Raw genomic sequence first — 22,145 nt, forward strand, 5'->3', positions numbered from 1 at the left:
AATTACTATAATCTTAATAGTTCCTGTAATACTATCTCATTAACTTTGGATTTATGATTAATATGGTAAAAGTGAGATGCCGCTTCAGCCATGCATAACACCTATCTCTCTCGAAATCGATCTCGTACTTTCATTTTCATTCAAATATCTTAAAATAGCTTTTAATTTTTCTTCTACGCTAAATTTCCCCATAGAAAAACTGCTCCTCCAATTATTAGATTGTGTCTAACAATTGGGGTGCAGTTTAATTTTTGGAGTGGTCTTTCATTAATTAGATAACTTCAATTGATTTTTTATAAGTACATTTTTTATAAAGGCTGCTCCTGCCGCCACCATTATTGTAACGATAAGTATACCAAATCCCATTACCGCAATTACTGGTGGTAACGCATTTGCATATTCAAGTACAAAGATTCCTAAGACATACAAAACAATAATGACAAATGCACAATATTTTATATGATTTAATCCTTGAACAATGCGATTTGAAAAGATAGATTGACACTCAATGGCTTGAATCATTTTCACTGTTTCATAAATCGCATAAAAAAATGGCAGCGCTGTCGCATACATTCCTAATAAAATCGGATATCTTAGATATGCAACTTCTGGATGTATTAGTACAGTTTCCTGTGCTACCCTCGGTAAAACAAACACACACAATAACAAAATGATAGTACCTATTAAAACAATGACTGAACTTAAAATAGTGGAGTTGATTTTTTGCACATTATTCCCCCTCGTATTTTTTTATGGTCATCAATACAACGTCATAAAAATCAGAAGGTTTCTATAAATATCCAATAACACAGGTTTTTATTGAATTATGGTGTTTCATTAGCACCATAACAAAAAAGAAGCTGATAACAGCTCCATTTATTTGAGTAATGCCAATGTTTGTTGAAGTGTATTCTTGCGCAATCTACTCTACACTTTAAGAATATATAAGTACTTTAATAAGTGTTCTAAAGATTTTAGCCTATTTTACTCGTTGAAACATAGGATGACCCACTTTAAATTGTATTGAATCCCATATGTTCCCATATAAATCTTTGAATACAGCAACAATACCATATGATTGTTCTTTTGGTTCTCTAACGAATTCAATTCCTTTTTCTATCATTTCATTATAGTCTCTCCAAAAGTCATCAGTCCCAAGGAATAGAAAAACTCTTCCTCCTGCTTGATTTCCAATAAAAGATGTTTGTTCTGGTTTTGAAGCCTTTGCAAGTAATATCGTAGTTCCAGACGAGCCAGGTGGGGATACTACTACCCATCGTTTATCTTGTTCTGGTTGATACGTATCTTCAATTAACGTAAAATGAAGTTTTTTTGTGTAAAACTCAATAGCTTCATATAATCTTGAACAACCAAAGCAATATGTACAACAGATTGTATCATTTATTAACCTTCTTTCTTTATAAAGCAAAAAGTCTTACACCATATTTTAAAAGTGAAACTACTCGGATTTTTGCACAACTAAGTGGCAAGCTTAGGAAGGAATTTAATCCGAATTACTTTTTAGTTTAGTTGAAACAGAGAAACACCATAATAAATGTTTCTCTGTTCAATTAAAGTCCCTATTTGCTAAAAAAGTAACTCTACTATTTAGTAGTAGGTGACTGGCATCCATAAGAATATGCAAGACAAGTAAACCCACATTTTTCTAGGATTGGTCTACTCATTGGACTAGCATCAACAGTAAGGAAAGGATGCCCCTTTTCATACGCCTTTTGTGCACGAACAGCTAATAGTTTTGTATAATAACCATTCCCTCGAAACGATGGTAGCGTTGAACCTCCCCATAAGCTGGCAAAAGACGAGTTTATCTCTAAGTACATCCAAGCTGCACTTACAAGCTGACCATCTTCATAAATTCCATAAAGGTATAGTGAGTCAGGATTATTCTGTTTGTCTCTCCAAAGTTTTTCTCCAAGCTCCGCATGAGGTTCATTCCAGATAGTATTTTCTAGAACAACTATGTCTTGAATGCCTTGTTCATCTGTTATTTCCTTTACACCGAGGAACTGGTTATTAGTAAGCAAAGGGTGCCGATCAGCTAACTTCATGACCATGAGAGCTTCAGGATTATCAATTTTAAATCCTTCTTGTTCAAGAATATCTTTCAAACTATCTGGCTTATCGTAGCTATACACCTTCCACTCAAAATCCTGCTTACGGTTACTAAAATAGTTTAACTCGTTCTTAATAATTTCTCTTGCATTGTCTTTGTTTACATTAGAAGCGATAATAAACCCTTTTTCACCAAACTTTGAAATATGACGCACAACATGCTCTGTTTCTTCTCTTATGTAACCTTGTGTTTGAGCCTCATGTCGAAGTTCTCTGTGGAATAGTGAAATTAATTCATTTTTATCCATTGCCGAGCTCCTTTCGATTTTAACTAAAATAACAAATCTTCTAGTATGGCATTTAATTTCTCTCTCATATGTTCGGATTTCTGTAAATGTTCTATTATTATACCATTTAATATTTCACGCTCAAGCTACAATCGCTATTTTAGGGAAATCAGCGCCATCGCACACTCTTTCATATAAGGCAAGAGGTTCGAGTTTGAGGAAAGCCTTGACTCGAAAAAGCCTTGTAAAGCGATAATAAAGTTGTTTGATTTTTATGAATTTAAAGGCATTTAAATTCAAAAACCATTAATAAAGTTGTTTAATTATTATTGTACTAAAGCGCCCCGTTAGTACAATAAGTATTATTAGTTTTGATAACAAGTCTCATATTCGTCTTTCATTAACAAACTTTTACAAGCCAAACCGTTTTCGTGATAAATCTCTTTACCAATTTCTAATTTGACACTTCTATTTGAATTTGGATATTTAGGTTCGTCATTTAAAATGTATAGTGTATCCTCATCTAGCCATTCCATAGAAAAATTACTTTTTGCATCACTATAATAAACAGTCCGGACTTTATTCTTCTCAATATTATTTGTGATTTCAACCCATACATTAACACCGCCTGCTGCGCCACCATATGGTTCGTAATAAGCATTAGCAGTATACTTTTCTGTAGGTGATGTTACAGGTCCAGGTCCCTTTTGAATGAATTCTCTATCAATATCACTAAATGTAAAAAAGTACATTTCATTTATATAGATTGAAGATGTCAGAACAACACCTGACAGCGTTGCAATCAACAATTTTTTGGGAAAAGCTTTCTTTTTTATGATAGAAAATATTATGTTAGCACATAAAATTATAAATAATATAACGGTAATGAAAGAAATTAATATACCAAATAAAATTAATATGATAATACCCCCTTTTTAAGTCCAATAACAATCATTTCAAATAATGATAATTTCGAAATACTCTTCTTTTAGTAAAGCACCCCGTTCGCTTAATTACAATCTTTTACAAACTTATTATAACTTTGATTTACTGAAATAACTCACGTAAAAAGAAGCGTTCCCTTCTCTGAAAGAAACACCTCTTTTGAAGAACTATATTTATTCAAACGTTAGGCATTGTTTTTGGATTTCTTCTTGCGAAATATGTTTCTTTATTTTTACGTTTGTCACTTGTAACCCTGTTAGGTTAGAGTCCCTTACAGAAAAAGTAAGTTTATCATAATCTCCTCCGTGGTGTCCTGAATAGTTTAAAGCACTGGCAAAAACGAGATGTCTCCGAGGATCTCCATTAATGGGTTCAATTTCTATTTTTGGACACATAAAAAATTCCGAATAAGATTGGTCCAAATGATTTAAATAACGTGTAAACAATGCTTCTTCAAGCAACTCTTCTTTAGTAGGTCCGTCCAATTCTTTTCTCCAGCCTAACATGAGCCAATCATAAAGAGATTGTGACTTCAATTGCACTTTTTGTCCATTTTCTGAAACGATTATTTCCCCTTCTTTAGCCGTGCAGGTTTTGCGTTTATTGTCAACTACACATATATAAGCGGGTTCAATGGTGATCACTTCATCATTTGCCCTTTTTAACGTCAATTTATTGGATGGATTATCTAAAGATACATCGATTGTTCCATTCACTCGGTCAGAATTATTAAGCCAGTATACAACTTTTCTGAGTACACGTTCTTGAAAACCATCATCGATACTGAATACACGCTGAAGTCCAGAACTATTTTCAACTTTAATGTTTCGAACATCATTATGTACTAATGAATGTGTCATCAATTGTTCCAAAAAAGAGAGATTGTTATTCTTTTTTGCTTCAGCCCTTTGGTTGGCTAAATTAATTAAATTTACATCGAAAAAATACTTATTAATTAATTCTTGGTTAGGTGTTTCTTGCTTCGCAAAAACAACAGTATTATTTATGAGAAATAGGATACAAAAAAGGACGTAGCGTTTTTTCTTCAATAAAGCCCACCTACCTTTTCTTTATAGGTACCTGTATCTTTCCCGAATATTCTTCAACTATCCTGCTCCACCAGTTCAATAAAGAAAAAAGAGCTGCCTATGCAACTCAATGATTTTATTTAACGCCTACGTTAGTTCAATAAGAAACAGACTTTAATCTAATTTTTTTACAAATAAAACTCTGTCTTGATTTTGTCCGTCATAGTCTGTATTTATTGATAGACCCTCAACATTTCTATCTCCATCTTCAATTTCAAACCCCATCTTGGTATGATAGGCAATCGAAACTTTATTGACAGGTGACGTTACACAACGAACCATACTTCGATTATTTTGCTTTACCACATTAAAAAATTTATGGTATAAATGTTTTCCAATATTATGCTTCCTGTATTCAGGATGAACTCCTACGAAATGAATATACGCTTCATTTGAATGAGTTTGAGAAAGGAATCCTATTAGAAAACCCACAAGTTTACCATCCTCTTCTGCAATGAAACTTGTTTGTGTAAAATGGTCGAAGAATAATTTTGGTAACATATCAGACATATTCCTGCCACCCCACCACTCATTGATAAGAGGTGAAATTACATAGTAGTCTGAACCTTTAACTGAACGAATTTCCATTTTGATCCTCCTATGTAAAAATCCATTTAAACTAATATTAACATTAAAGCAAACATTATATTATTCATTATGACTGCTCCGTTAGCTTAAGATTGAAAAATGAGCTACCAAAGCAACTCGGTCATCTTTAACTAAAGCACCTGAACTTTAGTTTTTCAAAATAATACGATATTTACGTGAAGACTGCATGATAACTAAAATTATTGTAAACCCAACAAAAAAATTGTATACTTCTATTCCCTCAATCCAAGGGACTTCTCAAGTGTTTTGCAGTGTCCTCTTTTTAAGGCTTAAGGTTCTTTTCAGTAAGGTAGTACACGCTACAAATCATGTGTGAAGTTAAAAATGTTACTATATGCGTACCTATTGGTTTATAACATTTATTTTATTAATTAATTGTATGTTATGCGGATAAAAAATCATCTTTCACTCACACTAATGGTGGAGGTGAGATGATAATGGGTAGTAATAAACATAAAAATAATAAAACTCAAGACAACAAAAAACAGCAAAATCAAAATCAAAATGCTAACAGAGAGCGTGAAAACAGAGAAGAGTTTGCTGAGGAAGTAGACTTCAGTCATATTCAAAATGAAAATAAACGTTAGTTGTGATTATTAAAATTTAATTTTGAAGTAACCCCTAATATTCACTTTAGAAGTGTGTATTGGGGCTTTTCTTATTAAGCTTAAACATCTTTGATCCATCTCTTTTGATTTCTTCAAGTACAAAAAATCCGGAAATAATTCCGGGCTGATCACCACTTACTTTTTTCCTCCATGACACACTGTCTCGCTTTCGCATTCGATCTTAAGAACAACCTAAGACAACCGTGCTTTAGCTTTCAGTTGATGGTTATTCAGAGTAAACGATCATTCGCACTCATCGGGTTAACCCTCCTAGTCACATTGGTTGAAGTGAAAATCTTTAATAGTATAGATTAATTATTATTTTTTATACTTTGAGAACTTCACCGATAGTATTTGTTTTCTCCATATTTTCTTCTTTAATTGTTGTTACGTTTCTGTTGTGAAGCAATATGATTAATATTTACAATTGCTTTTATTCTGAGTACAAAACTATCGAACGCCTCTTGCGCCTCAACTCGACGTCGTACAGTACTGATTACAGGATATGTAGGACAAAGTTGTAACAACTTCTCTTGTTCCATTTCAATTGGTAAATCACCATCTACCTTTACATCCCAAAACCCTTGCATATTCTTATATGCAACAGCTTGAAAATCACTTTCCCAATCTCTGTTAAAATAGATATGCCAATGACGTCCAGGTAAATGCTCCTCAATTCCCTTCGCATAATCGCTATAAGATGTTTTAATAAAAATAAGTTCCATCTCTTCCGTCACAAGGTTAGCAGGAATGGGCGCCTGACTTGGTAACTCTTCATTATCATATAGCTCGCCGGCTAACAAATAAGCTAAGGCCTTCTTTGCATTTTGAATTGCTTCTTCTTTCGTTGGGCCTGAGGTTAAGTAAAAATCCCACCCAGTTTCTGGAAGTAGCATCGGGAAATGAATGCCAAAATTTCCTCCTTCTTGCTTTATAAATGCTGGATAAACTACATTCTCAAATGCCATATCAACTACACCTATCCTTTAAAAATATTAGTGAAATTTAGAAATCCAAATGTAATCTTGTTCAACTAAGCAGCTCCGTTAGCAAAGTAGCACTTGCTCTAATTGAGCAATCATCTCTTAAGCTTACGTCTATGTATTGACAACACTAAACACCAAAATGAATCATCCATTTATCTTCTTTTATTGCTGCAGCTATTTTTTTCATTAATTTTTCAAGTTCTTCTGATTTGTACTCGTTGTTTGCTTCACTAACCATATTTAAAAATTGTTTTTGAGAACTCGGTGGTATCAATGTTATTCCACAATAGGCGAGGCTTTTAAAAGGTCTATTTGTGTTATGTGCGAATGTTTCTAGGTGATGCATCTTTTTACCAAAATCCTTAGAAAATAGTTCATCGAAAAGGTCACCATCTACACCAATGCAATTATAATTTTCAGGTTCATAACGAACATAATTTTTATCTTTTTCAATACAAGTAACTATTCCAAACTCGTGAATATAAGCCACATTTACACATCTCCTAAGTCTTCAATTTTTATCGCTATTTTTACATACAATTTCCTTTATGATCCTCTATTATACATAACGTTTCTCACATTATTTTACAACATTTTCTTGTTCATTCTTTAACTTCCCTGCTTCGTTAGTCCAATAAGAAAAAAGAGCTGCCTATGCAACTCAATGATTTTAAAAAATAACATATATTTATCCCTTGAATATATGTAAATTCATTCATAGATTTGTTATTTATAGTTTTCAAGATAATTGCCCTTTTCAAAAATTTCTTTTGCACTTAGGGCAGTCCATTCCTCTGGAGTTACATTTGGGTGCAAATCAAGATAGGATTTAACCATTTTATAGCCCTCACCGTAACCAGATAAACTAAGAAGGCCATTACCTCCCGCAAGAATTTCTAATGACCGATTCAAGTCAACCCTTTCGAGATCTAATGCAATTTTTGACCAATAATCTTTGTTGAATGTTGAATGAATTGGAGCAATATCAATATCAGGATAAACTAACTTATCAAACATAACCGCCTTTCCTTCAAATATTAGGTTATCCAATACAGTCATAGGTACATCTTTACGTAGGTATTTCTCAGTCCAAACACTATGATGATATTCGTGAGGCATGCTAGACCTTATATCCTCTTCGGTATAATCTTTATTGTAATGGACTATTATTTTCCCTGCCCCCAAAGTAGTCATTAGTTTATTTGTATTTGTAGCAGGAAAAACACATACAGTTGTTTCATTTTCAGATGGAATAAGGTCAGAAGATTTTAAAAGAGCTTCTTTAATAATATTTTCAGTTTCTTCCCTAACAATTTTTTTGCTTAGTATTTGATTTTCTGTTAAAAGGTCGGGAGCTACATTTAGAACAGGATCTGCCATATAAAGATATTCACCATTCTCAAAGCAAACATTATATATTGGTTTAATTACCTCTTCATTATAAATTTCCAATTGTGATTGTTTTGGGTTGCTTTCAACTTTATCTGCATAGATTTGATAAAGTTTATAGGCATTGACTATTTTAAATTTTTGACCTGTTTGAGGGTGTTCGAATGATGTAACGATACTTTCAATATCTTGTTTTGTATTCGATTTTTCTGATTGTCTACAGGATGTAAGTGTTAGCAATGTACTTATTAGAACAAATACGACAACTATTTTTTGATACTTTTTCAAATAAAATCCCCCTTGTCCGAAAAATCAGACTATTTACAAATAATTTTACCATATTTTAGTATGATCTCACCTATTACTTTGAAGTACCTTAAGCAACTAATCTGCTTCCTCAGTACAAAAGGTGATTGCTCTAATTGAACAATTTCACCCCGTTAGTTTAAGAAGAACAGAGAATCTTATTAATCAATCGCGCCCTATCGTTGAAGATCACAAAATATAAAAAGTGACGACTGCATACATATGTTGTAATGGAGTAAACTATATTATAAAAAGCACAAATGATTTTGTGCTTTATTAGTTTAGTTTGACTCTTCAATAGGAGTTGGATAATTACAGAATTAATAAAAAAGAAGGAGAGATACAATGTTCGATCAAGTTGCGTATTTTATTTTAGAAGCACTGGTAATTCTAACAGTTTTGGTTATTGTGATTGGGCTCCCTCTTGGGGATACACTGATTAGAAAAAAATAAGGACGCTGGGACATAAGTATATTTTCAAAGCAAAATAAAAAATTTCACATCCGAAAAGCGCGAGAAATCAACGTTTCTAAAATTGATTTCTTGCACTTTTTAAGGTTTTGAGCAGTTTTGTCCCAGCCCCTTCGATTTAAAAAGAACGCAATCAGAGTATACAAAGAATTATTGTAAAAAATATTCCTTTCTAGTTATGAAAAACAGGAGTTTTTGTAATACCATCATTTCAATAAAAGTAAAGAGTTCCCCTGTTTTTTTTATCTAAGAATTGCGCGCGTTAATTGAAGAAGCACCCCCTCTTTTATTACACATTATCCTTCGTTTAGTCCTTTTCATCCTTAACAAAGAAATTAATCTCCTTTAAGTGCTCATATATGTGCAGCGTATCTAATTTAGATAAAATATTCCGAGTTTTAATTCACTATTTTTATGCTAATACCATTGACTCTTACCAGAGTCTAGTCTTATTATATTTATATTGACTCAATTTATTACAAATAGTCATAAAAGGAGAAGAACGTATGCCTAAAATCATAAGTGAGCAGGAGAAGGAGCATATCAAAAATGCAATGTATATCAAAGGAATAGAGCTCATTCGTAAGAAAGGCATGAAGCGAGTTACGGTTGACGATATTACAGCTGCTGTGCAAATAGCCAAAGGTTCCTTCTATACCTATTATCCTTCCAAGGAAGAATATCTCTACCACATTATGAAACAAAATGAGCAAGTTTTACTTGACCGAGTTCTTGAAATCGGAGCTAGTTCGGGACATTTTAAGGACAAGATTACGCATGCACTTCATGAAATTTACTTGGCGCCAGATAGTCTTGCACTCTATGTTCAGCCATCGGACCTAGAATATTTGCTGCGCAAGCTTCCAGATTCTATTAACAAAAAGGAACAGGATAAATCCAAAACTAATTTTCAGAGTACAATAAATGGCTTGGGAATAGAGGATGCTCATTGTGATTATAGCGTACTTGCGAATTTAATGGATGGCTTACATTTTATCGCCTCAAATCAAAACCAATACGGTGAACAAGGAAGGACACAAGCATTAAGCATTCTTGTAGAAGCAATTGCGGAATATCTAAGCAAGTGCAAGCAAAATTCAACCAAAAATAACTAGAGGAGGCATTCATATGAATCAATCTTTGATTATTTTCATAGCGGCTATTGCCTGCATCAGTATGGCGATTTATTGGTATCTCTATACAAAGAAGCGTGCAACAGCTTGTCATATCCTTACACCAAACGGAATAGATGAGGGCGAGTATGTGACGATCGGTGGAATCCAGCAGTTTTTATATCATCGTGGTGAAAATAAGGATCACCCCGTCCTCTTATTCCTGCATGGAGGTCCTGGCAGTCCGATGCTTCCTTTTGCCCAAGACTTTCAGTTTCCTTGGGAAGATAAAGTAACCGTTGTCCACTGGGAACAACGAAACAGCGGTAAAACCTTCTTTGCGAATGATCCACAGAAAGTCACGCCGACAACAACCATTGAACAAGCGTTACAGGATACATTTGAAGTTGTGAGCTATTTACAAAAGAAATATAATCAAGAGCGAATCCTTCTGCTTGGTCATTCATGGGGTTCTATCTTAGGTAGTCTATTCACCATGCAATATCCGCAGATGGTTCAAGCCTATATTGGAGTTGGACAAGTTGTAAATATGTTTGAAAACGAACGAATTGGTTACGAGAAAGCATTGGAATGCAGCAGACAAGTAAAAAATCAGAAAGATATTAGCACCTTACAAGCTTTAAGTCCTTATCCCGAGCACCATTTTAGTGATGCCATGGCCAAGAAGCTTATGAAACTTCGTAAGTTGCAAGGTAAGTATAAGCTTGCGATGCAACCATCACTTCAACTAGTTATGAGCGTACTATGTTCTCCCTTTTATTCGTTCAAAGATATTAAATACATGTTAATGAGCGATGTACTAGAAATAAAACAGCGTGCTATTTTGGAATTTTTGTTTAAGTCCTATGATCTGAACATGGAAACTTCAGACTATCAAGTTCCAGTATTCTATATCCATGGTGAAGATGACTGGCAAACTCCTTATTCTCTAGCTCGCACATACTTTGATCAACTCAAGGCGCCAATGAAACAATTTTACTCCATACCAAATGCTGGACATGTGACGATGCTTGATCAGAAGGAGCTATTCAACGAAGCTTTATTCGACATTATCGATCAAATCAAACATTAATTTCCAAAGCCATTCCATCATAGCACCATGATGGAATGGGACTCGAATATCTTAACCAAGTCAGTATGCACAGGCTCCGCAATATATGTCAAATGCTCTTATACAACTAAATGGACCGATTGTTGAACATGAGTCAAACTCTTTGTTAAACTAACAAAATGGGGATTGTCCCCAATGTGTTTTTTACAATTAATTTAACTAACCTACTCTTTAGTAGAGGAAGGATTTTTAAACAACTTTATTATCTCTGCACACCTTAGTTAACAGTTTCAGTATTACTATCTCTACATTGGAGAATCATCCATGTAGCTTATTGAACTACCCCCCTCGTTAGTTGAATAAGAAAAAGATGGGATTCTGAGCAATCCCATCTTGAAGTAAAGCAGTTTAAGTACATTTACTCACAAACTTAATTCTAAAAAAAGCTTAGGCGTACCGTAATTACCACTTATTATTATTAAAATTTTTTCTATAAACGTAGTCTTCATTTTTAATTTTTAACCAATTACTAATAAAATTAATAACCACGATAAAAATTCCAAATAAAACAAACGCCACACTGTAATGACCTTTGAAAAATAAAACAAACGCTGCAACCAATAGTAAGATCATTATAACTATTACCGAGACTTGTAATTTTCCCTTCTTCTTATCATTCATATGTTCAACCTCCTATCAAATCGTCAATATTTTTCCGTATCTTTTCATTTTCTCCTTTTAATGATTACGTTTTATATGTATCTCTTTGAACTGACATAGTCCCTTTACTCTAATACGTCTGGCATGAATAGAAGTTCCAATTTTAAGTAAATTATCCATTTAAAATTAACAAAAATCATAAACTAAACTGCACTGTTAGTGCAATAAGAAAAAAGAGCTGTCTAAAACAGCTCAATGATTTTCAAGAACAGCCCCCGTTACTTTAAGTGCATTTTTTCACAATCTAATCGTTTTATTAAAAAACCAATTTAATAATATAACTTCTTTTTTACTTTAAATTGAGGACTGGTGATTAATTTCGCTTTCGCAATTCCTTTTTTAAATCTTACATTGTTTAACCTTTTTTGTTTATCGGCCTCCAAAAGCTGTCCGTTGTTGAATGCATTTTTCATCAGTCTATGTATCTATTCTTAGCTTCTTTATGTAAAATCAGAAAATCTCTTAATGACCAAATGAAGAATAGAAATGGTAAACCAGAGATGAATGAAAAACTTAAAAAAAATGAAATCATCCCGTATTCTCCGCTATCATTTCCCAAAACGCCCATTATAAACGCTACTGGAATAGTCGCGAAAAAAATCAAGAAATTCATCCCACAGGTAAATTTATAATGCTTTAAAGAAGATTCTTTAGGTTCTTTTTTTCTGAAAAAGAAATAAAAGATAATTTGATAAAGATAAAAAATTGGTATACATATTTCTGCAAACGTTACGACTATTGACATTTAATTCACCTCTTTTTCAAATAAAATAATGATGCACGAAGTCAAGTGTATATAGGGTGACTTAAATAACGAATTCACATTGTGTATAGTTTTTAATATTACGCTTCATTTTTATACTTGCTAAATATAAATATTTAAACAGTATCCCTTTGTTATGGAAATCCACCCATAGACTGTTTGACCTATAAAATCCTAACAATATATTGCCTTATTTCATATAAGTAATTTTTTCCACCAAACTCCCCCGTTAGTTGAAGAAGAAAAAGATGGGATCTCTGGTGGAATCCCATCTTGAAGTAAAGAACTCGTTAGTTTAAGTACATTATTTCACAAAGAGGATTTTCCATATGAAATAAAAAACCTTTAATTTCATTTATTACAGAAATGCTGCCCAACCAATCAAAAACAAGAAAGCAATAGTTAGTAGAATCAAAAAAGGAGTAAAGAGGATTCCTAAGTATCTTAGTACTTTAGAAACTTCACTATGCCTATAGCCTTTTACTCCTAAAACTATACTAAAGATAAACATTAGTGTTCCTAAAGCCATAAAGATATAAATTAAAGTAATTTGTAAGGTTGATAAAGATTCACCTGACGTGTCTCCGATATAGTGTGCAACTAATAAAGAAATGAAACCGAAAATACCCAAATAGACAGCAATCATCGATTTACTCTTCATTACATCATCCCACCTTATTCTCAATATATTTACTATTCTTTTTTAAATTCCATTTTTATGTTCCATAAACCTTCTTTCGCTAACCTCCCCCGTTAATTCAATAAAGAAAAAAAGAGCTGCTTCTGCAACTCAATGATTTTCAAGTTAAGCCCTCTTTTTAAAGAAAGAATTTTTTTATAGTAATGCTGTTTTATTTCTAGAATTGCTTTCGGTCACAGCCAGTTAAATCTTTTAACAAGTTATTGGTATGGGAATCAAAACGAACTTCCCCAATACATCCCACCTCCTTACATCCTTTTCTACAAGTATGATACATCAATAACTAGCGGGTGTAATTATAATTTGCTTGGTCTTTAAAGGGAAAATCATTGCCGTTCTTGTCTTGGACAATTAACTCATATTTCTGATTCTCTGTCCTTATTTTTACTTCTTCGCTTTCCAGTAGCTCAGTAATTTCTTTTCGGATTTTGGTTACCGTCTCTTTAGTCTTTACATCCGCTGATTTCATGTTCGTCATGATGGTAATAGACACTTTTTCAGGCTTGTAGGAATATCTAATGTCAGCTACCCTGTACTCTTTTTTTAGGAAAAACTCTTCTTCAATGCTCTTCATGACGGGCATCCACTGAATCTCAAGTTCATCTTCCCTAACGTCTCGAGTTATAACCTGTACCTGTTTCGGCCTACCGTTTGCTTCCAAAAGTTCAATCGTTGCCTTGTAGATTTCTACCTTCATATCTTCGTCATCTATCGGAATGGACACTTCAACTACAGGATTATGTACGTTAACATCCATAATCGTATAGCCTGCTATCTGTAAGTCCCGCATTAGCTTCTTTCCTAGTTCCTCCCTTTGTTTTATTATCTCCGCTAGCGCAGGAGATACCTCAACCACTTCAGAAACCATTAATGTGTAGTTATCATACCCTCTTTTTTCCAAAACTTCAGTCGAAATAGTTAAAACTTTCTCTCTTTCTTGATTGACGTATTCTTCCGTTCCGTCCAGTCTAATGTCAAAATATTGCTTCCCTTCCCACTTGCCCATGCCAATTCCTACTGTTTTATACCCTTCTTTCTCCAATGTTTCCGCAATTATTATAGATATCGGTTTTTGGAATACTTGTCCTAGATATGGGATTTTTGATACCACTTCCGCCATAGTTGGATTCAGGAATGCGGAACCCATTAGAATGCCAAGAGTGATAACCGCTGCGACTGCAAACCGGGATTTTCTCCAACCTCGTTTTCTTCCTGTCGATTTTTTAAAATCCGTTCTTTTTTCTGACTCTTCCTTAATGTTTTTAGCAAATTCGTATAAGGAAGATGGTGCCTGGATTATTTTCATCTCTTCATCGACTTTTTTCTTTAACGATTCATCGATTTTCATTGTGGATTCACCCCTATAAATTGATTTTCAATCAACCTTTTCTTCAAAGCGTTCCTCGCTCTGCGAAGGTGGGATTTGACCGTCGAACTTTTCAGCCCCAACAAATCTGAGATTTCTTTGATGGAATGCCCTTGATAATAGTAGAGTATGAGTACGTTCCGATAGTCACTGTTATCAAGGGAGGATATGCCATTTTTAATCTCGTTTTCGGTTTCCTCTTTTAGTACACTTTCCATCGTGTCGTGTTTGTCTGTCACTACGTCGATTTTAAGCGGTGATTCCTTCTCTCGTCCCTTCTTTCTCCATGCATCGATTGAACGGTGCGAGACCAATTTATAGAACCAGGTGTTGAAATAAGTGATATTCTTTCCACTCATAATGTCCCGATATACTTCAATTAACGCAGTTGGGACGACCTCTTCTGCCAGTTCCTTAGACTTTAGGATACTGAAACTGGTTCTGTATCCCTTTTCAATCAACGGGGTGACTAGTTGAGCAAAAGCTTCGTCCTCGCCGTTCCGAATCCGGGCCATCAGTGTTTCTTGATCCATGAGGAAAACCTCCTTTTTTGTTTCTACCTTTTAGGCGACCGTGAGGCTACTTAGGATGCACAACTTAAAAAATAAAATGGGAAAGGAGTTGAATGGATCTTCAACTCTCGTAAAATTTAATTAAAAGCAATTTTTTATAAACTTTGTACACAATAGGTTTTGAAATCCTCCATTAAATAACTTCACATTACCATAAAACCCTAACATTTTATAAAACTATTCTGCTCTGTTCGTATTAGTTCAATGAAAAAAGAGCTGCCTATGCAACTCAATGATCTTCAAATAAAGCACTCGTTAATAAGTTAAGCTGGTTAGAAAAATTCATATAATCTTATTCCTTTCTATTATTACGTTTCCCTATTAACTTAATATTTGTAAGACTACTAGTTCTGCAATTTGGACAATCAATACGCCATGTGTCTTTAGATATTTCTAGTTCTTCTAAATAAACCAATAAGAAATAGTTGTTGATGGATAAGAACAATCTCAGTTGGATAAAATATTTGTGAACTTAAAAAGTTCAAATTTCAAGGATTGGGAGGACTAAATATGTCATCTGAAATGGGAGAAATACATCGTACTGGTCAAGACATTAACGACGAAATAGTACATTTTGGTGGGCAAGCTGAGAGTGTTTTCAGTTCATTGGCTGAACAAGGTCGACTTTCAATACAAAAGAAAGCAGACGAATTAGCTGCACAGTATCTTGAAAGTAATCCTAATCCAGACTATTATGATTGTGTTAAAACTGTAGCAGAGGGAGTTTTGACTTCAGGGAATGAAATAAAGGATAGCAGTGGTTCTTGGGGTGAATCAGTAGATGCAGCACTTGGTGCTGGTGTTGAAATTCCAGCAGCAAAAATAGCTTGTAAGAGAATAACGATGTCTTAACATTAATTTTTGAAAAAGCGTAGGCGTAAAAATTTTAATAAAAGTCAAGAAAATACGTATGGATCTTTATAATTATGTGTTTTGTTAAAATGTTACACATTATAAAGGGAAAAGAAAGGATAGATGAACAGGGTGTTATACCTACCCTACTTACATTTATCCTTTTTGTACAACCTATGATCTCATTTACTACAACAACAATAAAAATTTGCCATAACAAAATTCCTAAATTTCTTCAACTAAGGTCTAACTAACTAAAAGTTTTTTTCATCGTTTCTCCTTCCTACCTTCATTTAAATAAATTTTACATAAGAAATAGTTACTTATTGAACAAACCTGCTCCGTTAGCACAAGAAGCGATCGCTCTAATTGAACAATCACATCCCTTTAGCTTAGGAACAGCACATCACGGCCTTATCCATGTCTTTTTCATTTACTAAAACACTACCATTATTATCAATAATGAAATCAACTTTGGCATTAGTAAGCCTTTTTATCGCTGAATCAATACTATCTTGAGTTTGTGTTGATGAATCAATCCATACGTTATAGCTTTTTTCTTGCGAACAGCCAACTAACAGAACACTAATTACGGCAAATAGAATAAATAATTTTTTTATAATATCACCTCTTTTATAATAGTTAATAACTGCATCAAATTTATAAATTCGGGCGCCGTAAATGGAAGGGATTCCCTAAACTACCTACCTCGTTAGCTTAAGTAGAAAAAGGCTCTACTTCTTATTGAAGTAAAGCACACGTCAGTTTAATAAGCCTATCCTAAATTATTTAAAGTCCATTCAATATTTATCTGAGTTTCTCCGCCAACTCTAAAATAATACCCTCTGGACCACGAACGTAGCATAACTTATAACTTTCTTCATATTGCTGTATCTCACTAAAGAATTCCGTACCCTTCTTTTTCAATTTGGCAACAACAGCTTCAATATCTTCAACAGCAAAGCAAATATGTCGGATACCCAGCGTATTTGCAAAAGGTTGCTGAATATCTTTTTCATCTGATGGCGTATAAAATTTGACTAGCTCTATCCATGTCTGACCATCTGGCATCCCCAATCCTACACATGCCGTTTTAACATCTTTAAGCCCAACTATTCTATCCAACTGTTCACCATCCAATTCCCATTCTGCTTGCACTTCAAGTCCTAAATCAAGAAAAAACGCTTTAGCCTCTGAAAGATCATTTACGTTTATACTCACATGATCTATTCTATTGATCTTCATATCTGATACCTCCTATGTTCCTGTTATTTTCAATATCTGTATACGTGTAAAGTTTGTTTGAAATTCTAATTCGCTTAAAACAGGAAATATTCTTCTTCAACAAACCTACCCCGTTATCACAAGAAGCAACTGCTCTATTGAACAATTGCGCCCTTACCTACTAATTTTGTTTAGTTAATCAACTGTAAACTCCGCTGTCAGATGATACTTATCATAGTCCCCAGCGTATCTAAAATCCAGTATTTCTTTCACTATACGGTATTCACCTTTATCTAGACTTCCATAGAGCCAATCCCAATCAACTTTCCATTCCTTAACACCCGAAGAATCCAAGCTATAGCCAATATCCGTAAAAGCGTGGTTCCCATCTAAGGCAAATGGAAATTGGTACCATTTCCGTTTGATTTTCTTCTCCAACAAAAAATGTTCACCATAGATGATTTGCTTGTCGGAGTTATTCTCAAATGTCACCGTCAATCCAGTAGAAGAGACCGTTCCTTTCTTTACAATCATCGTTACTCCATCAAGGTTGTTAACAGTTCCGTATATTGTAGGTTCCCAGTCAGTTGTCGGTTCTCTTGTTTGACCTTCTGGTTCTTGGGAACAACCAACTAATGCAAAACTAATTACCACCAATACTATAAAAATTCTTTTCAAAATGTCTCCCCCTTTAATATTTAGACATTGATTTTAGAATAAAGTTTCAAAACTTTGTTTCACTAAACTGCCTCGTTAGTAAAAAAACGTCTTCACTTGTTGTAAGTTAAGGTGGAAAGTTTCACAAATAATAGAAAATAGATTATACTGGACTAACTATCATATTCAAAAAGGAGCATTTCTTATGACCGAGAATAATCAATCTGAAGTACCCCCAAAAAAAATCAGCCTGCAAGAGGCAGTGAAACAGCAGCTTGAAAAGAAAAAGAACCATTCCTCTGCTAATAAAGGAAAAAAGAATGCCGATCTTTCAACAAAAAAAATGAAAAGCCAGCAAACGAAAAAAACAAGCAATACCCGTAGAAAAATGGGTGTCTAATATACGGACAATATCAGAAAGACATAATACCAGGCAAAGCTGTTGATATTGTTGAAAAAGGATCGAAAAGGGAAGATTACCAGAGATATTATTTAGGATGTTTTTAGCACCCTTCCCCACGGTATTAAAGTCAAGCTAACAGATGGACAGATTGGACTTGTACAGTAAAATCCACTCTGAATAAAAGAAGTGAAAAAGAAAAAGCATTCAAGGGTGAACTGTTCCCTGAATGCTTTTTTAATTAGGCTGTTTTCTAAAAATATTGTTGCTGTTAAAACATAAAAACAAAGTTAATCTACAAAATGTGTAGAATTCAACTCTGTTTTTATGTTTGGTATTTCGTAAATCGAATATTTAACTAAAGCCCCCGTTAGCCATCCATGAAGTGCAAAAACCAGCACTTCACCACAGAAAATGAAAGATGCTTATGGGAGTTGAAGTATGATTCTTCACAAATTCATGGATATTCGTAATAAGTAGCGGATTACCTTATTTATTATTTTACTCATATTGTTCATTAACATTAATCTTTTCACATAAACTATTTGTCTACTCTACTATAAGAATCATTTATATTAGGATAACTGTCATTTTTATTCCTATCCCCACTATCGAGATACGCTCCTAAGTAAAAGTCTAATATTTCTAATTCCTTCATCCTCTTGGATAATCGAGATTGTTTCATAAGGAAGATACCCGCAAACAGTAAACATATAACTCCAACAAAATATATAACGCTAATCACAATGAATGATTTAGCATCAAGCGAGTTTTTTATAAGGTATGTTGCTAAACCGACTGAAACAGGTATTCCTCCATCTTTTGTTGCCGAAAAGTAATAAGATGTATCGAAAGTAAAGCCTGTATAAAATGCAGTCATAGAAATTAAAGTTGCAAATCCTGCGAGAGTTATAGCTCCAAGTTCTACTAAACTTGGACTGGTTGTCGTAACAATCTTTAGACTTCTCACTTCTAATTGCAAAGCTTCAAATAACTCTAATCCTTGAATTTCTTTACTAACTTTAATTTTTAATTTCCTTTTCAACCTTAATATGTTACTAATTAATAGATTATTATCCAATAAAATCCCTCCTAAATTAACTCTACTAAATTTTTAAAAGAGATTCACTATTCTTACTAACAATGATTTGAAAAGCACCAACAAAACAATCAATCAACTACACTTTCTGTACAAAATCTTTCTGACACGTACATTCGTAATACTATATGATTGCTGGCAACCCATTTTTTGATGCATGAACTCCTTTAAAGTTTCAAATAAATCGGATTCTTTCACATACTCATCCCTTTCGCTGCTGCACATTTTCTTTCAGATATTCATTCATAGCGATATGTGTAGGATGTTTAAAACAGCAAATTGTTGAACTAAACTGCACCGTTAGTACAATAAGAAAAAAGAGCTGTCCAAAACAGCTCAATGATCTTCAAGAAAAGCCCCGTTAGTTTTATTCATGTTCATACAGTTTGACTTTCCATGCCATTAGAAGAAGGCAGTAATAACAAAGAATAAACCCTTGTCATTACTGCCTTTTTTATGAAATAAAAACATAATTTAATTCCGTTTTTCTGTCGTTCTAAAGACTTCATCTACCTCTTTAGCGAAGACTTGGAATATATAGTCTCTCTCTTGTTCCTCTGAAGCAATACCTGACGCTGCACCTTCAGGCAGTTCCCCCCCTTGCATACGCATCAAAACATTAAGATCATCGTCAACTATTGAAAAATCACCCTTTTTCCAACGTTTTAATATAACTAGAAGGCTTTAAGTGGTCTCCTGATCGTATTAAATAATCTTTTAATTTATCTGTATTAAATTCGTTCATATCAATATCACCAAAAAATTGTAATAATAGATTATATTGAAAACAATATGTTTTTAATGTAAGTGATGAATATCCCTCGATTTTTTTATCCTGTTGATACTTTTTCCATGCTTCGGATAATAACATGTGTCTTTCACTCTCCTACCTTAAATCTATTAATTCTAAATTCTATAATGTTCAATGAAAGACTTTATCATACGAGGATATTCAACAACCTAAAAATATTGATAGTTTCAAACTCCAATTAATCTAAAAAGGCACTTTCCTTGTTTCCAGGAAAGCGCCCTTTAATGGAGTAATGTAGGATAATCTATTAACTCGGCTAGTAAAAGAAAAGATGTTTTTCAGGTATTAAAAAATTTACGATAAAATAAATCTCAAGCTATTCTGGCTTAAATAAAAACAAAAGGCTGTTCAATCGGAGAACGTTTTGAACAGCACTCTTCTTATTCCCTAAGCCATTTCAGTTTTACATCATCGTCTAAACAACCGAGTTGATCGAAATGGCTTGCTATAATGCCAAAATACATATTTTCATCTGCGCTTACATCGACTTTACGTAACGCATCATTAACGATATATGTAGCATCCTCACCTAGTGCAAAAATCGTGTTGAAGGCACGTACTCGTATATTTTGGTCTAAATCAAACATAGCAAATAACAACTCATCAGTCGGAATCGGCTCACTAAAATGAGCATATGGATCTTTATAAGTAGCACAATAAATTCGCTCTCTTGCCTCCTCAAAGGTATCACCATGTAATACCCCTCCAGCAAAAATCCCATTATCCGTTTGCGAAAGAGTAGCCAAATCAATCTCTACAAAGTGCATATCTTTTACAATATAGTATTTGTCATCTAGGTTTAACGCAATAACATAATCATCCCACGTAGCGACTTCTCCCGGTTCAATATAAACGGCAGGACGATACAAGTATTTTGCTGTCACATCTTTGAAGAAAATCGTCCATTCAGCATAAGGGCTACCAAAACTAGATAAAACTCGTAATGCAAATCTACCTTCGATCATTATTAGTTCGTCATACACGTAATAGCCTTCTAGATTACCTTCTGTTTGTGCATCATGAAAAACTAACTGCACAATTGACTCGACTGTAAACCCACCACTCATATCCAATAGAAGCGTAAAATTATTTCCTTGTTGCTCAGCATTTAAAATTTTACCATCATGAAATGATTGTGAAAAAACGATTTGTGCAGACGGATTAAAGCGTTCAACAATTGCTTCACGCTTTTCATAAATAGCATTACTCTTAGTTGTGAACTGCTCAATTGTCACATTGCACCACTCTCTGAATTTTTCCATTAAAGTATCATTTCGGAATAAAGTTCGTTCAATAATTCCCGACTGAAACGTTTGTGGTAAGACATCTATATACTCGGCTAATTGCTCATATAAATGATCTTCAAATTCAGCATCGAACTCTTCCTCAAATGGATATGTATGTGCTGCGTTGAATACTTCCTGTCGTTCACGTGTTAAGAAAAACATCATTCTACTCCTTTTTAGTTGTATAGCGAAAAATAATAAATAAATAATATATTAGATACTTCCGTTTATTCTTCTAGACTCTAAGGGACTTGAACTTCAGAATACCTTTAAGTAGTTGATTACTTTATAATTAATTGATGGCGTTGCAAATCTAAAAGGATAGTTCCTATTTTCTTCATTTCGCAAACCTCATCCCTTTATTTCTAAATATATCATTTTTTTAATTGCTATTTCTTATTAAACTAAACTGTCTAAATAATTTTATAATCTGGCCCTTAAATGGAAAAAGACACACTCCTTATTATAGAAATGCGCCCGATTGTTGAAGATTGACGTTAGTTACGAAGTTGCTGTTAGCCAAAAATACAACAATATTAAAAAACTAAGAAGGGTAAAACTAAATAAAACGATTATAGAAAACTTGATTTTATGTTCCTGGATTCTATTCATTTTTATCAGTAGTGTTATACAAAGCAAGAGACTAATACCAAAAAGAATAATAGGGAGTATAGTTAACAAAACTATTCTTCTCCTTTCTTAGTAAGTCTTACCCCGACCTATTAGTCTAAGTAAATTTCTTTACAATA

25 protein-coding genes and 1 pseudogene are annotated in these 22,145 nt (G+C 33.7%); 6 read left to right on the top strand and 20 right to left on the bottom strand.

Features of this window, described 5'->3' with window-relative positions:
• Positions 1 to 267: 267 nt before the first annotated feature.
• From ACIQXF_RS03160 to ACIQXF_RS03185, 6 genes and pseudogenes are all read right to left on the bottom strand, one after another.
• Positions 268 to 729 (bottom strand): DUF2975 domain-containing protein, encoded by a 462-nt coding sequence (locus tag ACIQXF_RS03160; protein WP_402778971.1) that lies wholly within the window; start codon positions 727 to 729, stop codon positions 268 to 270.
• Positions 730 to 979: 250 nt separating this feature from the next.
• A pseudogene (locus ACIQXF_RS03165) lies at positions 980 to 1,401 on the bottom strand (VOC family protein).
• A gap of 203 nt (positions 1,402 to 1,604) precedes the next feature.
• Positions 1,605 to 2,381 carry a GNAT family N-acetyltransferase gene (locus ACIQXF_RS03170; RefSeq protein ID WP_402778974.1) on the bottom strand — a complete coding sequence of 259 codons (777 nt, stop codon included), beginning with the start codon at positions 2,379 to 2,381 and terminating at the stop codon, positions 1,605 to 1,607.
• 344 nt (positions 2,382 to 2,725) lie between these two features.
• Positions 2,726 to 3,169: a DUF5412 family protein gene (locus ACIQXF_RS03175; RefSeq protein WP_402778977.1), complete on the bottom strand. Its 444-nt coding sequence runs from the start codon at positions 3,167 to 3,169 to the stop codon at positions 2,726 to 2,728.
• 309 nt (positions 3,170 to 3,478) lie between these two features.
• A complete protein-coding gene (locus ACIQXF_RS03180; RefSeq protein ID WP_402778980.1) occupies positions 3,479 to 4,354 on the bottom strand; it encodes a hypothetical protein in 876 nt (291 codons plus the stop codon).
• A 153-nt stretch (positions 4,355 to 4,507) separates the two neighbouring features.
• Positions 4,508 to 4,981 carry a GNAT family N-acetyltransferase gene (locus ACIQXF_RS03185; protein ID WP_402778983.1) on the bottom strand — a complete coding sequence of 158 codons (474 nt, stop codon included), beginning with the start codon at positions 4,979 to 4,981 and terminating at the stop codon, positions 4,508 to 4,510.
• A gap of 458 nt (positions 4,982 to 5,439) precedes the next feature.
• Here ACIQXF_RS03185 and ACIQXF_RS03190 point away from each other — a divergent pair, with 458 nt between their 5' ends.
• Positions 5,440 to 5,589, top strand: coding sequence for a hypothetical protein (locus ACIQXF_RS03190; RefSeq protein ID WP_402778986.1), 150 nt, complete (start codon positions 5,440 to 5,442; stop codon positions 5,587 to 5,589).
• A 398-nt stretch (positions 5,590 to 5,987) separates the two neighbouring features.
• Here ACIQXF_RS03190 and ACIQXF_RS03195 read toward each other — a convergent pair whose 3' ends face one another.
• The 3 genes from ACIQXF_RS03195 to ACIQXF_RS03205 form a co-directional block, all read right to left on the bottom strand.
• Positions 5,988 to 6,578, bottom strand: a complete 591-nt coding sequence (locus ACIQXF_RS03195) for a type II toxin-antitoxin system HicB family antitoxin (protein ID WP_402778989.1) — start codon at positions 6,576 to 6,578, stop codon at positions 5,988 to 5,990.
• A gap of 145 nt (positions 6,579 to 6,723) precedes the next feature.
• Complete coding sequence (locus tag ACIQXF_RS03200) at positions 6,724 to 7,086, bottom strand: hypothetical protein (RefSeq protein ID WP_402778992.1); 363 nt, start codon at positions 7,084 to 7,086, stop codon at positions 6,724 to 6,726.
• 236 nt (positions 7,087 to 7,322) lie between these two features.
• Positions 7,323 to 8,273, bottom strand: a complete 951-nt coding sequence (locus tag ACIQXF_RS03205) for a DUF2268 domain-containing putative Zn-dependent protease (protein WP_402778994.1) — start codon at positions 8,271 to 8,273, stop codon at positions 7,323 to 7,325.
• A 995-nt stretch (positions 8,274 to 9,268) separates the two neighbouring features.
• Here ACIQXF_RS03205 and ACIQXF_RS03210 point away from each other — a divergent pair.
• Positions 9,269 to 9,877 (top strand): TetR family transcriptional regulator, encoded by a 609-nt coding sequence (locus tag ACIQXF_RS03210; RefSeq protein ID WP_402778997.1) that lies wholly within the window; start codon positions 9,269 to 9,271, stop codon positions 9,875 to 9,877.
• A 13-nt stretch (positions 9,878 to 9,890) separates the two neighbouring features.
• On the top strand, positions 9,891 to 10,967 hold the full coding sequence (locus tag ACIQXF_RS03215; protein ID WP_402779000.1) for an alpha/beta fold hydrolase: 1,077 nt from the start codon (positions 9,891 to 9,893) through the stop codon (positions 10,965 to 10,967).
• Between the two features lie 441 nt (positions 10,968 to 11,408).
• Here ACIQXF_RS03215 and ACIQXF_RS03220 read toward each other — a convergent pair whose 3' ends face one another.
• The 5 genes from ACIQXF_RS03220 to ACIQXF_RS03240 form a co-directional block, all read right to left on the bottom strand.
• Positions 11,409 to 11,627 carry a hypothetical protein gene (locus ACIQXF_RS03220; RefSeq protein ID WP_402779003.1) on the bottom strand — a complete coding sequence of 73 codons (219 nt, stop codon included), beginning with the start codon at positions 11,625 to 11,627 and terminating at the stop codon, positions 11,409 to 11,411.
• A gap of 451 nt (positions 11,628 to 12,078) precedes the next feature.
• A complete protein-coding gene (locus ACIQXF_RS03225; RefSeq protein ID WP_402779006.1) occupies positions 12,079 to 12,411 on the bottom strand; it encodes a hypothetical protein in 333 nt (110 codons plus the stop codon).
• A 376-nt stretch (positions 12,412 to 12,787) separates the two neighbouring features.
• A complete protein-coding gene (locus ACIQXF_RS03230) occupies positions 12,788 to 13,090 on the bottom strand; it encodes a hypothetical protein (RefSeq protein ID WP_402779009.1) in 303 nt (100 codons plus the stop codon).
• Between the two features lie 322 nt (positions 13,091 to 13,412).
• Positions 13,413 to 14,477, bottom strand: a complete 1,065-nt coding sequence (locus ACIQXF_RS03235) for a DUF4179 domain-containing protein (protein ID WP_402779012.1) — start codon at positions 14,475 to 14,477, stop codon at positions 13,413 to 13,415.
• Positions 14,474 to 15,028 (bottom strand): RNA polymerase sigma factor, encoded by a 555-nt coding sequence (locus ACIQXF_RS03240; protein ID WP_402779014.1) that lies wholly within the window; start codon positions 15,026 to 15,028, stop codon positions 14,474 to 14,476. Before ACIQXF_RS03240 ends, ACIQXF_RS03235 begins: the two co-directional genes overlap by 4 nt.
• Positions 15,029 to 15,577: 549 nt before the next feature.
• Here ACIQXF_RS03240 and ACIQXF_RS03245 point away from each other — a divergent pair.
• The gene (locus tag ACIQXF_RS03245) at positions 15,578 to 15,919 is read left to right on the top strand and encodes a hypothetical protein (RefSeq protein ID WP_402779017.1); all 342 of its coding nucleotides are present in this window, start codon (positions 15,578 to 15,580) and stop codon (positions 15,917 to 15,919) included.
• An 807-nt stretch (positions 15,920 to 16,726) separates the two neighbouring features.
• Here the strand turns inward: ACIQXF_RS03245 and ACIQXF_RS03250 are convergent.
• Both ACIQXF_RS03250 and ACIQXF_RS03255 read right to left on the bottom strand, forming a co-directional pair.
• Positions 16,727 to 17,164: a VOC family protein gene (locus ACIQXF_RS03250; protein WP_402779020.1), complete on the bottom strand. Its 438-nt coding sequence runs from the start codon at positions 17,162 to 17,164 to the stop codon at positions 16,727 to 16,729.
• Positions 17,165 to 17,338: 174 nt separating this feature from the next.
• A complete protein-coding gene (locus ACIQXF_RS03255; protein WP_402779023.1) occupies positions 17,339 to 17,797 on the bottom strand; it encodes an immunoglobulin-like domain-containing protein in 459 nt (152 codons plus the stop codon).
• A gap of 208 nt (positions 17,798 to 18,005) precedes the next feature.
• Between ACIQXF_RS03255 and ACIQXF_RS03260 the strand changes: the two genes are divergently transcribed.
• The gene (locus tag ACIQXF_RS03260; protein WP_402779026.1) at positions 18,006 to 18,200 is read left to right on the top strand and encodes a hypothetical protein; all 195 of its coding nucleotides are present in this window, start codon (positions 18,006 to 18,008) and stop codon (positions 18,198 to 18,200) included.
• A 123-nt stretch (positions 18,201 to 18,323) separates the two neighbouring features.
• The gene (locus ACIQXF_RS03265) at positions 18,324 to 18,368 is read left to right on the top strand and encodes a hypothetical protein (RefSeq protein ID WP_402779103.1); all 45 of its coding nucleotides are present in this window, start codon (positions 18,324 to 18,326) and stop codon (positions 18,366 to 18,368) included.
• Positions 18,369 to 18,741: 373 nt separating this feature from the next.
• On the opposite strand, the gene ACIQXF_RS03270 is transcribed toward ACIQXF_RS03265, so the two are convergent.
• The 4 genes from ACIQXF_RS03270 to ACIQXF_RS03285 all read right to left on the bottom strand — a co-directional run bounded on the left by ACIQXF_RS03270 (position 18,742) and on the right by ACIQXF_RS03285 (position 21,561).
• On the bottom strand, positions 18,742 to 19,281 hold the full coding sequence (locus ACIQXF_RS03270) for a hypothetical protein (RefSeq protein ID WP_402779029.1): 540 nt from the start codon (positions 19,279 to 19,281) through the stop codon (positions 18,742 to 18,744).
• Positions 19,282 to 19,773: 492 nt separating this feature from the next.
• A complete protein-coding gene (locus tag ACIQXF_RS03275; protein ID WP_402779106.1) occupies positions 19,774 to 19,971 on the bottom strand; it encodes a DUF6241 domain-containing protein in 198 nt (65 codons plus the stop codon).
• Positions 19,946 to 20,170, bottom strand: a complete 225-nt coding sequence (locus ACIQXF_RS03280; protein ID WP_402779032.1) for a hypothetical protein — start codon at positions 20,168 to 20,170, stop codon at positions 19,946 to 19,948. Before ACIQXF_RS03280 ends, ACIQXF_RS03275 begins: the two co-directional genes overlap by 26 nt.
• 320 nt (positions 20,171 to 20,490) lie before the next feature.
• Positions 20,491 to 21,561 carry a DUF4085 family protein gene (locus tag ACIQXF_RS03285; protein ID WP_402779035.1) on the bottom strand — a complete coding sequence of 357 codons (1,071 nt, stop codon included), beginning with the start codon at positions 21,559 to 21,561 and terminating at the stop codon, positions 20,491 to 20,493.
• Positions 21,562 to 22,145: the final 584 nt, after the last annotated feature.

Origin of the sequence: Lysinibacillus sp. NPDC097231 (assembly GCF_044761885.1) — a bacterium.
In the GTDB taxonomy this organism is placed as follows: Bacteria; Bacillota; Bacilli; order Bacillales_A; family Planococcaceae; genus Lysinibacillus.